Raw genomic sequence first — 14,515 nt, forward strand, 5'->3', positions numbered from 1 at the left:
GAAGCACCGTAAGGTGTGGAGGTGACCGGTACTAATAGGCCGAGGGCTTGTCCTCAGTTGCTCGCGTCCACTGTGTTAGTTCTGAGGCAACGACCGTTGCCGGCTTAGAGCTGAACTCACAACAGAAGAGTGTGCTTGTTCGCTCGAAACCATTAGGGTTTCGGTGGTCATAGCGTGAGGGAAACGCCCGGTTACATTCCGAACCCGGAAGCTAAGCCTCACAGCGCCGATGGTACTGCAGGGGGGACCCTGTGGGAGAGTAGGACACCGCCGAACAATCTTTGGAGGACCCCTGGTCACCAGCGTTCAGCTGGGACCAGGGGTCCTTTCGTTTTTACAATGCTTGCGGTACCGAAGACAGGAGTCACCGATGTCCACCAACTCTCCCGATGAGCGTCCGGAGCGTGATCAGCGCCGCCGGGACGGTGGCGAACGCGGTGACCGTGGCGGACACCGCGGTGGTCCGCGCCGCGCCAACGACCGTGGTGGCTACGGCCGTCGGGACGACCGCCGAGGCGCCGAGCGCGGCGACCGTGGCGGCTTCCGTCGGGACGACCGCCGCGATGACCGGCGGGACGACCGCAGGGACGACCGTCGTGATGATCGGCGGGACGACCGTCGTGATGATCGGCGCGATGGCGACCGTGGTGGCTACGGCCGGCGTGATGACCGCGATCGTGATCGTGACCGTGGCGGTTTCCGCCGCGACGACCGCCCCTCCTACCGCCGCGATGACCGCAGGGACGAGCGGCGCGACGACCGTAGGGACGACCGCCCCTCCTACCGGCGCGATGACCGCAGGGACGACCGCCGCGACGACCGCAGGGACGACCGGCGCGGCTTCCGCCGTGACGACGACCGTGGCGGTTACGGCCGGCGTGACGACGACCGTGGTTACGGCCGCCGTGAGGAAGACCGTGGTTACGGCCGCCGTGACGACCGCTCCGACCGCGGCGGCTTCCGTCGGGACGACCGCCGCGATGACCGGCGGGACGACCGGCGGGACGACCGCCGCGATGATCGGCGGGACGACCGTCGTGATGATCGGCGCGATGGCGACCGTGGTGGCTACGGCCGGCGTCATGACCGCGATCGTGACCGTGACCGTGGCGGCTTCCGCCGCGACGACCGCCCCTCCTACCGCCGCGACGACCGCAGGGACGAGCGGCGCGACGACCGGAGTGAGCGGGGCGAGCGCGGGGAGCGCGGTGGCTTCCGCGGGCGGGACGACCGGGGGCGTGACGACCGCGGTGGACGCGGCCCTCGTCGTGACGACCGCGGCGGGCGCCCCGGCGGCTTCCGCGGCCGTGACGACCGTCGCGACGACCGCCGTGGCGGCGGCCGCTTCCGTGACGACCGGGACCGGGACCGGGGTCGCGACCGTGACCGTGACCGCGACCGGGAGCCGATCAAGCGGCTGCCGATCCCGCAGGAGGTCACCGGCGAGGAGATCGACAAGGACGTACGGCAGGAGCTGCAGAGCCTGCCCAAGACGCTCGCCGAGGATGTCGCCAGGAACCTGGTGATGGTCGCGCGGCTCATCGACGAGGACCCCGAGGCCGCCTACGGCTACTCCAGGGTCGCCCTGCGGCTGGCGTCGCGTGTCGCCGCCGTACGGGAGGCGGCCGGCTTCGCGGCGTACGCGAGCCAGAAGTACGCCGAGGCGCTCGCCGAGTTCCGGGCCGCCCGGCGGATGACCGGCAACGTCGAGCTGTGGCCGGTCATGGCCGACTGCGAGCGTGGGCTCGGGCGGCCGGAGAAGGCGCTGGACATGGCCGGGGCGCCGGAGGTGCACAAACTCGACAAGGCCGGGCAGGTGGAGATGCGGCTCGTCGCGGCCGGTGCGCGGCGGGACATGGGGCAGCTGGACGCGGCCATCGTGACGCTGCAGAGCCCCGAGCTGGCGTCCAACTCCGTGCAGCCCTGGACCGCGCGGCTGCGGTACGCCTACGCCGACGCGCTGCTGGCCGTCGGCCGGGAGGCCGAGGCGCGGGAGTGGTTCGCCAAGGCCGTCGAGGCCGACCGGGACGGCAGCACCGACGCCTCGGACCGGCTGGCCGAGCTGGACGGCGTGGAGTTCACCGACGCGCTCGACGAGAACGAGGGCGCGGACGGGTCCGAGCGCGGGTCCGAGGGCCCGTCCGAGGATGCCTCCGAGCAGAGCTCGAAGAGCGGCGAGGACGACCGCGAGGTCTGACTCCGGCTGTGAGACAGCCGCTGTGAGACAGAAACAGAAGAGGGGTGGTCCCGACCGGTTTCGCGGTCGGGACCACCCCTCTTCTGGTCTTCTGTGTCACAGGTCCAGCGCCCGCAGCACAAGCCCCGACGCCGGCTTCGGGCCGAACGACGTCGACTTGCGGGGCATCGTGACGCCCTGGCGGGCCAGGTCGCGGACGACCTCCTCGCGGACAGGGTGCAGCAGGACGGCCGTACCGCCGTCGCGTTCGGCCTTGGCCACGGTGGCGGCCGTGTCGTGGATGTACGCGATACGGGTCGGATCGTCCTCGGGGATGTGCCAGACGTGCTGGAGGAGCGCGGCGTGCAGGACGGTCGCGTCCAGCGTGCGCCAGGCCGCCGGGCGGTCGGACGGAACCGTGCGGGCCAGCAGGGCGGGGTCCGGGTGGTCCACGAGGTGGAAGGCGCCGTCGCCCGCGAGCAGGAAGGCGTTGCCCGCGCAGGCCGCGTCCGCGAGGACCGCCAGGGCCTCGGTCAGGGGCACCTCCAGTCGCCGTACGCGGAACAGGCCGTCCAGCGCGGACAGCGCGTCGGCGACCGGCACGCCGTGCAGCAGGCGGTGGATGGCGCGGACCCTGAGGGGGTAGCGGGCGGTGTCGACGAGGAGGACCAGGCCGTAGTCCCAGGCGCTGGGGGAGAGGTGCTCGGCGCGCAGCCGCCGGTAGGTCGCCCAGCGGTGGTGGCCGTCGGCGATCAGCGCCTGGTACCCGGCCAGGTCGTCGCCGATGGCGGCCAGGTCGGTGGGGTCGGTGACGGCCCACAGGCGGTGGCGGAAGCCGTCCTCGGTGGTCGTCGCCAGCAGGGGAGGCTGGGCGGCGGTGCGTTCCACGACGACGGCGGTGGCCGCGGTGGAGCCGTTGCCGCGGTAGGTGAGCAGCAGGGGTTCGAGGTTGGTGCGGGTGGCCCGCATCAGGGCCGCGCGGTCCGCGACGACGTGCGGCATCACGTCCTCGTGCGGCAGTACCACGCCGTCCTCCGGGTCCGACAGGCGCAGCGCGCCGATCAGTCCGCGTTGCAGCATCCCGTCGCCGTCGCGCTGTTCGTAGACGTACAGGCCCGGTTCGGGATCGGCGGTCAGGACGCCCTCGGACAGCCAGCGGCGCAGGGTGTCGGCCGCCTGCTCGTTGCGGGCGGAGGGCGTGCCGGCCTGGGGGAGGATCAGGCGGACGATGTTGTGGGGGTCGGCGGACTGGAGGTGGTGCAGGCCGTCGGGGCGTACGACGACGTCGTACGGCGGGGACGTCACGGCGGCGAGGCTGCCGACCCGTTCGGGGTCGTAGCGAAGGCCTCGGAACGGGGTGAGTTCGAGGCCCCGGCGCGTTGGTGCCGGTGAGTGACCTGCTGTGTTCATCCCGGCATCGTACGTGTGTCAGTGGCATGAGGGATGATCGGGGGAAAGCCGGTATCACGAGGAGCGATGCGGAATGAGCCAGGGCGTCAGGACGAGGCCCGAGGGCAGTGGGCAGGCCCTGAGCGAGGCGTACGACACGGCCCTGCTCGACCTGGACGGGGTGGTGTACGCGGGGGGCAGTGCGATCGCGCACGCGGTGGACTCGCTGGCCGCCGCCCGCGCGGGCGGGATGCACCTGGCGTACGTCACCAACAACGCGCTGCGTCCCCCGGACGCGGTGGCCGCGCACCTCACCGAGCTGGGCATACCGGCTCAGGCGTCCGATGTCGTCACGTCGGCGCAGGCGGTGGCCCGGCTGATCGCCGACCAGGTGCCGCAGGGAGCGCGGGTGCTGGTCATCGGTGGCGAAGGGCTGCGGGTGGCGCTGCGCGAGCGCGGGCTCGAGCCGGTGGAGTCCGCCGACGACGACCCGGTGGCGGTGGTGCAGGGCTTCGGCGGGCCGGAGCTGCCGTGGGGGCGTTTCGCGGAGGCCTGCTACGCGATCGCGCGCGGGGTGCCGTGGTTCGCTTCCAACACCGATCTGACGATCCCGAGCGCGCGGGGCATCGCGCCCGGCAACGGCGCGGCGGTGGAGGTCGTGCGGATCGCGACGGGCGCGGAGCCGCAGGTGGCGGGCAAGCCGCTGCCGCCGATGCACCGCGAGACGATCCTGCGCACGGGCGCGCGGCGGCCCCTGGTGGTCGGGGACCGGCTGGACACGGACATCGAGGGCGCCTTCAACGGCGGGGTCGACTCGCTGCTGGTGCTGACCGGGGTCACCGACGGGGCGCGGCTGCTCGCCGCGCCGCCGCAGCACCGGCCGACGTATGTGGACGCGGATCTGCGCGGGCTGCTCACCGGGCAGCCGAAGATCACCCGGGAGGGTGAGGGTTTCCGGTGCGGTGGGTGGACGGCGACGGCCGGTGCGGAGCGGGTGGAGCTGACCGGCGACGGGGAGTCGCTGGACGGGCTGCGCGCGCTGTGCGCGGCGGCGTGGACGGCGGGCGGCGAGAGCGCGTGCGAGCTGGACGGGGGGAAGGCACTGGCGCGGCTGGGGCTGTGAAGCGGCGGCTGACGCTCCGGCACATACGCTGACGCCCTGTCGAGGCGGTAGCGAGGGTAGGCTAACCTAACCCCGTGTTGGTCGACAGTCCTCCGGAAGAGCGCGCGGCGGTGGCCGCCGCGCCACCGACCCGTCGTGGGGCGCGAGCCCTTGGGCTCCTTCTCTCCGCCGTGATCCTGGTGCTCGTCGCCCTGGCGAGCATCGCGGTCGGAGCGAAGGAGCTCTCCCTGGACCAGGTCTGGCACGGCCTGTTCCAGGACTCGGGGACCTACGGCGACGTCGTGGTCGGCGAGCGGCTGTCCCGGACCCTCCTCGGTCTGCTCGCCGGGGCCGCGCTCGGGCTGTCCGGGGCCGTGTTGCAGGCGCTGACCCGCAATCCACTGGCCGACCCCGGGATCCTCGGCATCAACGCGGGCGCTTCGGCCGCCGTCGTCACCGCGATCACCTATTTCGGTGTCACCAGCCTGAGCGGGTACGTCTGGTTCGCCTTCCTCGGCGCCGCCGCCGTGGGCGCGCTGGTGTGGTTCCTCGGCGGCGGCCGGGGCGCCACGCCCGTACGGCTCGCGCTCGCCGGAACCGCGATCGGCGCCGCGCTCTACGGCTATCTCCAGGCCGTGATGATCATGGATGACGCGGCGCTGGGGAAGATGCGCTTCTGGACCGTGGGGTCCCTGGCCTCCGCCACCGACGCGACCATCGTCCAGGTGCTGCCGTTCTGCCTGGCCGGCACGGTCCTCGCGCTGCTGCTCGCCCGGCCGCTCAACGCCGTCGCGATGGGCGACGACACCGCCCGCGCCCTCGGCGTGAACCTCAACCGCACCCGGGCGCTCGCCATGCTCGCCGCGACCGTGCTGTGCGGGGCCGCGACCGCCGCCTGCGGGCCGATCGTCTTCGTCGGGCTGATGGTCCCGCACGTCGTCCGCTCCTTCACCGGGCCCGACCTGCGCTGGATCCTGCCCTACGCCACGATCCTGTCGCCCGTGCTGCTGCTCGGCGCCGACGTCGTCGGACGGCTCGTCGCCCGGCCCGCCGAGGTGCAGGTGGGGGTCGTCACCGCGATCATCGGCGGCCCGGTGTTCATCCTGCTCGTACGGCGGCGGAGGACGGCCCAGCTGTGAAGACGACCCGCACCACCACCCGCACCCCTGCCGCCGGTCCCGCCCGCGCTTCTCGTACCGCCCCGGTGCCGGGCACCGCACGGGCCGTCCGCACCCCGGGCGGGCTGTCCTTCCGTCTGGACGTCCGGGCGCTGACCGTCGTGGTCCTGCTGGCGCTGGCCGCGCTCGCCGCGAGCGTCGTGCTGATCGGCACCGGCGACTTCCCGATCCCGGCCTCGGACGTGCTGAAGACGCTGTTCGGGCAGGGCAACCCGGGCCAGGAGTTCATCGTCCGTGAACTGCGGCTGCCGCGCGTCCTCGTCGGGCTGCTGGTCGGCGCCTGCCTCGGACTGGGCGGGGCGCTGTTCCAGTCCGTCTCGCGCAACCCGCTGGGCAGCCCCGACGTCCTCGGCCTGTCCCAGGGTGCGACGGCCGGGGCGCTCATGGTGATCGTCCTGTTCTCCGGCGGCGCCACCGCGGTCACCTTCGGCGCGCTCGCCGGCGGCCTGGTGACCGGGCTCGCCGTCTACCTCCTCGCCTGGAAGCGGGGCGTGCACGGCTACCGGCTGGTCCTGGTCGGCATCGGCGTCAACGCGGTCGCCACCGCGGTCAACGGCTACCTGATCACCAAGGCCGACTTCGTCGACGCGGCCCGCGCGGTCGTCTGGATGGCGGGCTCGCTCAACGGACGCGACTGGAGTCAGGTCCGGCCGCTGCTGATCCTGTGCGCCGTGCTCCTCCCGCTCGTCCTCGGCAACGCGCGCGGGCTGCGGATGCTGGAGATGGGCGACGACACGGCGTACGCCCTCGGCGTGCGCGTGGAGCGCGTACGGCTGCTGCTGATGGCCTCGGCCGTCCTGCTCACCGCGGCCGCCACCGCCGCGGCCGGTCCGGTCGCCTTCGTCGCCCTGACCGCCCCGCAGCTCGCCCGGCGCCTGACCCTCCCCCGCTGCCTCAACGGCGCGGGAGGTGCCCCCATGCCCGGCCCGAACCTGTTGCCGTCCATGTGCATGGGCGCTGCCCTTCTGGTCACCGCCGACTGGGCCTCGCAGCGCGCCTTCGGCGCGGACCAGCTGCCCGTCGGCGTGGTCACCGGCGTGCTCGGCGGCGTGTACCTGCTCTGGCTGCTGGTCGCCGAGCGCAGGAAGGGCCGGATATGACCACCCGCCACGAGCCCGGACACGCACCCGGACACGAGCCCGGCCATCAGCCCGGCCACGACTCCGTCAGCGAGCAGCACGAGAACAGCAAGAGGAGCACCGTGAACCGTCTGTCCGCCGACAACGTCACCCTCGCCTACGACCAGCGCGTCATCGCCGAGCAGCTGTCGGTGGAGATACCCGACAACTCCTTCACGGTGATCGTCGGCCCGAACGCGTGCGGCAAGTCCACGCTGCTGCGGGCGCTGTCCCGGATGCTCAAGCCCACTCAGGGGAGGGTGCTGCTCGACGGGCAGGTCATCCAGTCGATGCCCGCCAAGAAGGTCGCCCGGACGCTCGGCCTGCTGCCGCAGTCGTCGATCGCGCCCGACGGGATCACCGTCGGTGACCTGGTGGGCCGCGGCCGCTACCCGCACCAGGGCATCCTGCGGCAGTGGTCGGCCGAGGACGAACGGGTCGTACGGGAGTCCATGGAGCGGACGGGCGTCGCCGAGCTCGCCGAGCGGTACGTCGACGAGCTGTCGGGCGGTCAGCGGCAGCGCGTGTGGATCGCCATGGCCCTCGCCCAGCAGACACCGCTGCTGCTGCTCGACGAGCCGACGACGTATCTGGACATCCAGCACCAGATCGACGTCCTCGACCTGTGCGCCGAGCTGCACGAGGAGCAGGGGCGCACCCTTGTCGCCGTGCTGCACGACCTCAACCACGCCGCCCGCTACGCCACCCACCTGATCGCGCTGCGCGCCGGGCGGGTCGTCGCCCAGGGCGCGCCGAACGACGTCGTCACGGCCGAGCTGGTGCGGGAGGTGTTCGGGCTGCGCTGCCAGGTCATCGAGGACCCCGAGACGGGAACCCCGCTGGTGGTGCCGGCGGCGCGCGCGGCACGGGCCCGCACGGCGGCACCACGGGTGGGGGCCGGGCGCGGTACCGGCGCTACAGAAGCTTCCTGAGCCGGAACAGGTCCAGCAGGCCCGCCTCCAGCTTCACCCGGCCCGAGCCCCAGGCCGTGGCGAAGTTCAGCTCCCCGCCCACCAGCGCGACCAGGTCGTCGCCGGCCATCGCGAGCCGGATCTGGGCCTTCTCGGGCGGCGGCCCCTGGACGGTGTCCCGCACCTCGATCCGGCCGGCCGTCATACGACCCACGAAGCTGACGTCGAGGTCCTTGATGTGGCAGCTCACCGAGCGGTCCAGAGCCGCCGCCTCACGGACGTCCCCTTCCGCGCTCGCCATGTTGTCGGAGAGCTTCTCGAGTGCTCTGCGGCACTCCTCGATCGTGGCCATCGCGACCGACGGTACCCCAGCGCCGCGAGGTAGCGTCTGGGCATGAGCGACTCTGCGCCCGAGACGGAGACCCCGGCCGGAGCGGCGGCCGAGGACCAGGACACCGGGACCCCCGCGCACGCCCCCGCCGCGGAACCCGCGCACGCCCCGGCGGAACCCGCTGACGACCCCCTGGCCGCCGACGACCCCACCCCCCTGGACGTCCCCCGCACCCCCACCGGCAACGCCGACGTGGACGCGGCCCTGGAGCGCCTCGGCGACGTGGACCACCTCGCCACCGACGGCCACGTGGAGGTGTACGAGGATGTACACGGGGCGCTGCGCGACGCGCTCACCGCGCTCGACGCCCGCCCGGGACCTCCGGCGCCCCCCGCGCCCTCACCGGCGCACCCACAGCCGTACCGACACAGGAGCTGAACCGAACGTGGCAGGAGTCGCACGCCGCCGTCTGGACGCGGAGCTGGTCCGCCGGAAGCTCGCGCGCTCGCGTGAGCACGCCAGCCAGCTGATCGCCGCCGGGCGGGTCACCGTCGGCAAGACCGTCGCGACCAAGCCCGCCACGCAGGTGGAGACCGCCGCCGCCATCGTGGTCGCCTCCGACGACAGCGACCCCGACTACGTCTCGCGGGGCGGCCACAAGCTCGCCGGCGCGCTCGAGGCGTTCGTCCCCCGGGGGCTCGTCGTCGAGGGACGGCGCGCGCTGGACGCCGGCGCCTCCACCGGCGGCTTCACCGACGTCCTGCTGCGGGCGGGCGCCGCACACGTCGTCGCCGTCGACGTCGGCTACGGGCAACTCGCCTGGTCGCTGCAGAGCGATGAACGCGTCACCGTCAAGGACCGTACGAACGTACGCGAGTTGACGCTCGAGGCGATCGATGGGGAACCTGTGGATCTTGTCGTGGGGGATCTGTCCTTCATCCCGCTCGGCCTGGTGCTGCCCGCCCTGGCGCGGTGCGTGACGCCGGACGCCGACCTGGTGATGATGGTCAAGCCGCAGTTCGAGGTGGGGAAGGAGCGGCTGGGCAGCGGGGGTGTCGTACGGAGTCCGCAGCTGCGCGCGGAGGCCGTGCGAGGTGTGGCGGACAAGGCGTGGGAGCTGGGGCTCGGGGTGAACGGTGTCACCGCCAGCCCGCTGCCCGGGCCGTCCGGGAACGTCGAGTACTTTCTCTGGCTGCGCGCCGGGGCGCCCGCTCTGGACCCGGCCGACGTCGACCGAGCAGTGGCGGAGGGGCCGCGTTGACACAGAACCGAGCGCGAACTGTTTTCCTGCTCGCCCACACCGGGCGGCCCGCCGCGATCCGCAGCGCGGAACTCGTGGTGAAGGGCCTGCTGCGGCACGGCATCGGGGTGCGGGTCCTGGAGGACGAGGCGCGCGACCTGCCGCTGCCCGAGGAGGTGCGGCTGGTCAAGGAGGCGACCCCGCAGTGCCTGGACGGGTGCGAGCTGCTGATCGTGCTCGGCGGCGACGGCACGCTGCTGCGCGGCGCCGAGTTCGCGCGGGCCTCCGGGGTGCCGATGCTCGGCGTCAACCTCGGGCGCGTCGGGTTCCTCGCGGAGGCCGAACGGGACGACCTCGATCGGGTGGTCGACCGGGTGGTGGCCCGGTCCTACGAGGTCGAGGAGCGGATGACCGTCGATGTCGTCGTGCACCGCAACGGGGACATCGTGCACACCGACTGGGCGCTGAACGAGGCGGCCGTGCAGAAGGCCGGCGCCGAGAAGCTGCTGGAAGTCGTCCTGGAGATCGACGGGCGTCCGGTGACGGGGTTCGGCTGCGACGGGGTCGTTCTGTCGACGCCCACGGGTTCCACGGCGTACGCGTTCTCCGCCGGAGGGCCGGTGGTGTGGCCCGAGGTGGAGGCCCTGCTGATGGTGCCGATCAGCGCGCACGCGCTGTTCGCGAAGCCGCTGGTCACCTCGCCGGACTCGGTGCTCGCCGTGGAGGTGCTGCCGCACATCCAGCCCGGGGTCCTGTGGTGCGACGGCCGGCGGACCATCGAGCTGCCGCCCGGGGCGCGGGTGGAGGTGCGGCGCGGGGCCGTGCCGGTGCGGCTGGCGCGGCTGCACCACGCGTCCTTCACCGACCGGCTGGTGGCGAAGTTCGCGTTGCCGACCACCGGCTGGCGGGGGGCGCCGCACCACTCGCCGGAGTGACAAGGGCGGGGCGGTCGCACTCGCCGCCCCGGACCTCGTATGGTCTTGTGCGTGCTGGAAGAGATGCGGATACGGTCGCTCGGAGTCATCGATGACGCGGTCGTCGAGCTGTCGCCCGGGTTCACGGCCGTCACCGGTGAGACGGGCGCGGGCAAGACCATGGTCGTCACCAGCCTCGGGCTGTTGCTCGGCGGGCGGGCCGACGCGGCGCTCGTGCGGATCGGAGCGGACAAGGCGGTCGTCGAGGGGCGGGTCACCGTGGCCGGGGACGCCGCCGCCGTCGTACGCGCCGAGGAGGCCGGTGCCGAACTCGACGACGGGGCGCTGCTGATCAGCCGTACCGTTTCCGCCGAAGGGCGCTCGCGGGCGCACCTGGGCGGCCGGAGCGTGCCCGTCGGGCTGCTCGCCGAGCTCGCCGACGACCTGGTGGCCGTGCACGGGCAGACCGACCAGCAGGGCCTGCTGAAGCTGTCCCGGCAACGGCAGGCGCTGGACCGGTACGCGGGCGACGCCGTCGCCGTGCCGCTGGCCAAGTACACCGAGGCCTACCGGCGGCTGCGGGCGGTCTCCGCCGAGCTGGAGGAGATCACCACACGCGCACGGGAGCGGGCCCAGGAGGCCGACATGCTCCGCTACGGCCTGGACGAGATCGCCGCCGTGGAACCGCGTGCCGGGGAGGACGTCGAGCTGGCCGAGGAGGCCGAGCGGCTCGGGCACGCCGAGGCCCTGTCGTCGGCCGCGACGGCCGCGCACGCCGCTCTCGCGGGCAATCCGGAGGACCCCGAGGGCATCGACGCGGCCACCCTCGTCGCGGGCGCACAGCGGGCCCTGGAGGCCGTGCGGGCGCACGACCCGGCGCTGGCCGCGCTCGCCGACCGGATCGGCGAGATCGGGATCCTCCTGGGTGACGTGGCCGGGGAGCTGGCCGGGTACGCCGACGACCTGGACGCCGACCCGCTGCGGCTGGCGGCCGTCGAGGAGCGGCGGGCCGCGCTGACCGCGCTGACCCGCAAGTACGGCGATGACGTCGCCGCCGTGCTCGCCTGGGCCGAGCGGAGCGCCGCCCGGCTGACGGAACTGGACTCCGACGACGAGCGGATCGGGGAGCTGACCGCCGAGCGGGACGCGCTGCGCACCGAGCTGGGCGGTCTCGCCCAGGCGCTGACCGACGCCCGGACGGAGGCCGCCGAGCGGTTCGCCGCCGCCGTGACCGCCGAGCTGGCCTCGCTCGCCATGCCGCACGCGCGCGTGTCGTTCGACATCCGGCAGACCGAGGACCCGGACGGCGTGGAGGTGGACGGCCGCACCGTCGCCTACGGGCCGTCCGGGGTGGACGAGGTGGAGCTGCTGCTCGCTCCGCACCCGGGCGCGCCGCCCCGGCCGATCGCCAAGGGCGCCTCCGGCGGTGAGCTGTCGCGCGTGATGCTGGCCGTCGAGGTCGTCTTCGCCGGGACGGATCCGGTGCCGACGTACCTCTTCGACGAGGTGGACGCCGGTGTCGGCGGCAAGGCGGCCGTGGAGATCGGCAGGCGGCTGGCGAAGCTGGCCAGGACGGCGCAGGTCGTCGTGGTCACCCACCTGCCCCAGGTCGCCGCATTCGCCGACCGGCAGCTGCTGGTGGAGAAGACGAACGACGGGTCGGTGACCCGCTCCGGCGTGAAGGTCCTGGAGGGCGAGGACCGCATCCGCGAACTCTCCCGGATGCTGGCCGGCCAGGAGGACTCCGAGACGGCCCGCGCGCACGCCGAGGAACTGCTCGCCACCGCCCGTGCGGATCGTTAGGCACGGCGTGTGAGCAGCCGTGCGTAGGGTGGCGGGATGATCTCCCGTCTCGCCACCTCCTTCGCCCTGGCCGCGGGTCTGGGCCGCACCATGACCGCCGCCCTCCGCGCCACCGCGCCCGGCGGCCGCCGGCGCTGGGAACGGACGAACCACGCGGGCCGCACGGTCGACCTGTACGCCGGGCCCGCCACGGCCCTGGCGGCCGCGGTCGCCGCCGCGCGGGTGCGGCCCGCCGCCGGGCTCGCGGTGCTGGCCGCCGGGGCCTGCGGCGCCTACGACGACATCGCCGGCGCCGGTGACCCGCGGCGCGGGTTCCGCGCCCACCTCACCGCCCTGCGGCACGGCGAGATCACCAGCGGGGCGGTCAAGCTGTTCGGGATCGGAGCGGCCGGACTCCTCGCCGGTTCGCTGCTGAAGGAGCGGCCGGCCGACAAGGTGCTCGCGGGCGTGGTGATCGCCGGGGCCGCCCACGCCGTCAACCTCGTGGACGTACGCCCCGGCCGCGCCGCCTGCGCGGTGCTCGCGCTCGCCGCACCCGGAATGCTGCGGCGGGCACCGGGCGCCGAACTGGCCGCCGCCGCGACGGGAACCGCCGCCGCGGTGCTGCCCGACGACCTCGGGGAGCGCACGATGCTCGGCGACACGGGGGCGCACGCCCTGGGGGCGACCCTCGGCACCGCCGCCGTCCTGTGCAACGGACGTACCGGACTGGCCGCCCACGCCGCCGCGGTCGTGGCCGCGGCCGTCTACGGCGACCGGGTCAGCCGGTGGGCGGCCGCCGCCTGGTGAGGCGCCCGGCGGGTCGCTTGCGGTGGGGCGAGTCCGTCGGTCGGGGTGTGTCGCGTGGTCCGGGGCGACGGGGTCGCCGGGGCGGAGCGCGCGCTGGGGGTGGGTCGTCCGGGCCGGGGCGGTCGGAGGTGGTGCGGCCAGGGGATCCGGCGTCGGCATGGGCCTGTCAGATTCACTCGTGTGAGTGACGCCGGGTTGTCGGGTCGGGGCGTGGCGACGCGTTCGCCGGGCCCCGGCGTGTCCGGAACACCCGTACGTACTGGCATCCTTGAGCCGGGGGCAGCACGCGGAGCGGGCGCGCGCGGTTCGGCCCCCGGCTCGATACCTTCTGTACGTTCCCCCGCGATTCCCCGTGACCGCCCGACGCCGAACCAGGAGCCCCGGCCGCGTGAGCCCCGTGAACAGCCGCGTACCGCACGGTCAGTCGACGCTGCGCACCGTGCAGGTGCTGGGCGGCGGCAACGCCGGCAGCAGCGTGCACGTGCGGTCGCTGACCGCGGGGCTGGTCGCGCGGGGCGTACGGGTCACGGTGTGCGCCCCGGCCGAGACCGACCGCGCCTACGGATTCACCGCGGTCGGCGCCGAGCACGTCCCCGTGCCGCGCAGCAGCGACCCGGTGTCCGTGGCCGCGCTGCGCACGGCCTGCGCGGGCGCCGACCTGGTGCACGCGCACGGGCTGCACGCCTCCTTCCGGGCGGCGCTCGCCCTCAGCGGCCGCCGCACCCCGCTCGTCGTCACCTGGCACAACCACGCCCACGCCGAGGGGCCGCGCGGGCAGCTGCTGCGCGTGCTGGAGCGACGGGTGGTCAAGTCGGCCACCCTGGTCCTGGGCACCACCTCCGAGCTGGTGGACCGGGCCCGCCACCGGGGCGCGCGGGACGCCCGGCTCGCCGCGGTCGCCCTGCCCCGGCCGCGCACCGGCTACGAGCACCCCGAGCGGCCCCGCTCCAAGGTGCGGGCCGAACTCGGCGCCACCGGAAGGCCGTTGCTCCTCTCCGTCGCCTCCCTGGACCCGCACCGCGGCCACGAGCTGCTGCTGGACGCCGCCCGCGCCTGGCGCCTGGCGGACCCCGTGCCGCTGGTCGTGATCGCGGGGGAGGGGCCGCTGCGCGCCCTGCTGCAACGACGGATCGAGGACGAGCAGCTCCCGGTACGGCTCGTCGGCCGCCGCGACGACGTGGGCGAACTGCTCGCCGCCGCCGACGTGGCGCTGCTGCCCGGCAGCCAGGAGGCCCGCTCCGTGCTCGCGCAGGAGGCCCTGCACGCGCGCGTGCCGCTCGTCGCCGCGCGGACCGGCGGCATCGGCGAACTCGTGGGCGAGGCGGCCGAACTCGTGCCCCACCGGGACCCGGACGCGTTCGCCGCCGCCGTGCTGCGGCTGCTCGGCGACCCCGAACGCCGCCAGGCGCTACGGGACCTGGGTGCCCTGCAGGCGGCCACCTGGCCCACCGAGGACGAGACCGTCGCTCAAGTTCTGAGCATCTACGACGAGTTGACCCAGCCACAACCGAGGCCGCTCGGCCGGGGCTACTGAACTCCGGAGGCGGCCGGGGAGCCGGGGGCG

Annotated in this window: 14 protein-coding genes and 1 rRNA gene; 13 read left to right on the forward strand and 2 right to left on the reverse strand. The window is 74.1% G+C overall.

What is annotated here, in order from left to right:
* The first annotated feature begins 159 nt into the window (after positions 1–159).
* From rrf to IE318_RS44625, 3 genes are all read left to right on the forward strand, one after another.
* Positions 160–276, forward strand: a 5S ribosomal RNA gene (gene rrf, locus IE318_RS39400).
* 161 nt (positions 277–437) lie between these two features.
* Complete coding sequence (locus tag IE318_RS46225) at positions 438–1,526, forward strand: hypothetical protein (RefSeq protein ID WP_194717507.1); 1,089 nt, start codon at positions 438–440, stop codon at positions 1,524–1,526.
* Positions 1,418–2,197, forward strand: a complete 780-nt coding sequence (locus IE318_RS44625; RefSeq protein WP_229904065.1) for a tetratricopeptide repeat protein — start codon at positions 1,418–1,420, stop codon at positions 2,195–2,197. Before IE318_RS46225 ends, IE318_RS44625 begins: the two co-directional genes overlap by 109 nt.
* Positions 2,198–2,293: 96 nt before the next feature.
* On the opposite strand, the gene IE318_RS39410 is transcribed toward IE318_RS44625, so the two are convergent.
* Positions 2,294–3,586, reverse strand: a complete 1,293-nt coding sequence (locus IE318_RS39410; RefSeq protein ID WP_189907709.1) for a DUF1015 domain-containing protein — start codon at positions 3,584–3,586, stop codon at positions 2,294–2,296.
* A 73-nt stretch (positions 3,587–3,659) separates the two neighbouring features.
* Here IE318_RS39410 and IE318_RS39415 point away from each other — a divergent pair, with 73 nt between their 5' ends.
* From IE318_RS39415 to IE318_RS39430, 4 genes are all read left to right on the forward strand, one after another.
* Entirely contained in the window at positions 3,660–4,688 is a 1,029-nt protein-coding gene (locus IE318_RS39415) for an HAD-IIA family hydrolase (protein ID WP_189907710.1), read from the forward strand.
* A 74-nt stretch (positions 4,689–4,762) separates the two neighbouring features.
* On the forward strand, positions 4,763–5,806 hold the full coding sequence (locus IE318_RS39420) for a FecCD family ABC transporter permease (protein WP_189907711.1): 1,044 nt from the start codon (positions 4,763–4,765) through the stop codon (positions 5,804–5,806).
* 65 nt (positions 5,807–5,871) lie between these two features.
* Positions 5,872–6,945, forward strand: coding sequence for a FecCD family ABC transporter permease (locus IE318_RS39425; protein ID WP_189907733.1), 1,074 nt, complete (start codon positions 5,872–5,874; stop codon positions 6,943–6,945).
* On the forward strand, positions 6,942–7,895 hold the full coding sequence (locus tag IE318_RS39430; RefSeq protein WP_229904064.1) for an ABC transporter ATP-binding protein: 954 nt from the start codon (positions 6,942–6,944) through the stop codon (positions 7,893–7,895). The genes IE318_RS39425 and IE318_RS39430 overlap by 4 nt, the downstream gene beginning before the upstream one ends.
* On the opposite strand, the gene IE318_RS39435 is transcribed toward IE318_RS39430, so the two are convergent.
* Positions 7,879–8,226 carry an SCP2 sterol-binding domain-containing protein gene (locus IE318_RS39435; protein ID WP_030179060.1) on the reverse strand — a complete coding sequence of 116 codons (348 nt, stop codon included), beginning with the start codon at positions 8,224–8,226 and terminating at the stop codon, positions 7,879–7,881. The genes IE318_RS39430 and IE318_RS39435 overlap by 17 nt on opposite strands.
* A 42-nt stretch (positions 8,227–8,268) precedes the next feature.
* Here IE318_RS39435 and IE318_RS39440 point away from each other — a divergent pair, with 42 nt between their 5' ends.
* The 6 genes from IE318_RS39440 to IE318_RS39465 all read left to right on the forward strand — a co-directional run bounded on the left by IE318_RS39440 (position 8,269) and on the right by IE318_RS39465 (position 14,485).
* Positions 8,269–8,643, forward strand: a complete 375-nt coding sequence (locus IE318_RS39440) for a hypothetical protein (protein ID WP_189907712.1) — start codon at positions 8,269–8,271, stop codon at positions 8,641–8,643.
* A 7-nt stretch (positions 8,644–8,650) separates the two neighbouring features.
* Entirely contained in the window at positions 8,651–9,466 is an 816-nt protein-coding gene (locus tag IE318_RS39445; protein ID WP_030179054.1) for a TlyA family RNA methyltransferase, read from the forward strand.
* Positions 9,463–10,380 carry an NAD kinase gene (locus IE318_RS39450; protein ID WP_030179052.1) on the forward strand — a complete coding sequence of 306 codons (918 nt, stop codon included), beginning with the start codon at positions 9,463–9,465 and terminating at the stop codon, positions 10,378–10,380. Before IE318_RS39445 ends, IE318_RS39450 begins: the two co-directional genes overlap by 4 nt.
* Positions 10,381–10,419: 39 nt before the next feature.
* Complete coding sequence (recN, locus tag IE318_RS39455) at positions 10,420–12,162, forward strand: DNA repair protein RecN (RefSeq protein WP_030179050.1); 1,743 nt, start codon at positions 10,420–10,422, stop codon at positions 12,160–12,162.
* 36 nt (positions 12,163–12,198) lie between these two features.
* Positions 12,199–12,951: a hypothetical protein gene (locus IE318_RS39460; protein WP_189907713.1), complete on the forward strand. Its 753-nt coding sequence runs from the start codon at positions 12,199–12,201 to the stop codon at positions 12,949–12,951.
* A 388-nt stretch (positions 12,952–13,339) separates the two neighbouring features.
* On the forward strand, positions 13,340–14,485 hold the full coding sequence (locus tag IE318_RS39465) for a glycosyltransferase family 4 protein (RefSeq protein WP_189907714.1): 1,146 nt from the start codon (positions 13,340–13,342) through the stop codon (positions 14,483–14,485).
* Positions 14,486–14,515 lie beyond the last annotated feature (30 nt).

It is taken from the genome of Streptomyces spiralis, from assembly GCF_014654675.1.
GTDB lineage: Bacteria > Actinomycetota > Actinomycetes > Streptomycetales > Streptomycetaceae > Streptomyces > Streptomyces spiralis.

What these genes read in the sequence shown, in the direction of transcription:
- IE318_RS39430 (WP_229904064.1), top strand. Translation starts at nt 6,942, where the DNA reads ATGACCACCCGCCACGAGCCCGGACACGCACCCGGACACGAGCCCGGC.
- IE318_RS39415 (WP_189907710.1), top strand. Translation starts at nt 3,660, where the DNA reads ATGAGCCAGGGCGTCAGGACGAGGCCCGAGGGCAGTGGGCAGGCCCTG.
- IE318_RS39460 (WP_189907713.1), top strand. Translation starts at nt 12,199, where the DNA reads ATGATCTCCCGTCTCGCCACCTCCTTCGCCCTGGCCGCGGGTCTGGGC.
- IE318_RS39435 (WP_030179060.1), bottom strand. Translation starts at nt 8,226, where the DNA reads ATGGCCACGATCGAGGAGTGCCGCAGAGCACTCGAGAAGCTCTCCGAC.
- recN (WP_030179050.1), top strand. Translation starts at nt 10,420, where the DNA reads ATGGTCTTGTGCGTGCTGGAAGAGATGCGGATACGGTCGCTCGGAGTC.
- IE318_RS39410 (WP_189907709.1), bottom strand. Translation starts at nt 3,586, where the DNA reads ATGAACACAGCAGGTCACTCACCGGCACCAACGCGCCGGGGCCTCGAA.
- IE318_RS39440 (WP_189907712.1), top strand. Translation starts at nt 8,269, where the DNA reads ATGAGCGACTCTGCGCCCGAGACGGAGACCCCGGCCGGAGCGGCGGCC.